The sequence below is a fragment of the Streptococcus suis genome (assembly GCF_002960445.1).
GTDB lineage: Bacteria > Bacillota > Bacilli > Lactobacillales > Streptococcaceae > Streptococcus > Streptococcus hyiners.
The window spans coordinates 1-270 of sequence record NZ_POJD01000472.1; the positions used below are offsets into that span (position 1 = coordinate 1).

1 protein-coding gene is annotated in these 270 nt (G+C 45.6%); it reads left to right on the plus strand.

The window, feature by feature from the left end; genetic code table 11:
• On the plus strand, nt 1–270 hold a 270-nt coding region (locus tag C1G53_RS12840), incomplete at both ends, for a hypothetical protein (protein WP_153046741.1).

Below are 270 nucleotides of genomic sequence, written 5' to 3' on the forward strand. Positions count from 1 at the left end.
CAACGCCAGTTTTGGATGTTACAGATAGAAAATTGCATCTTTCTCAGATTTATTCTAACCTATCTCCTTATGCCACTTGGCAGACCCAGTTCCAATTGACAGAATCAGATTCCAGAGGCTCTTCTGCAACTGTTGGGGTTAATATTGGTGCCAGTGTCGGAAGCCAGACAGGTCACAATCTAACCCAAACCCATTCGCAAGGTCAAACTGAGTCAAGAGGAACTAGTGAGACGGAGACCAATACCAAAGGAAGTGGTTGGCAAGCAGGTG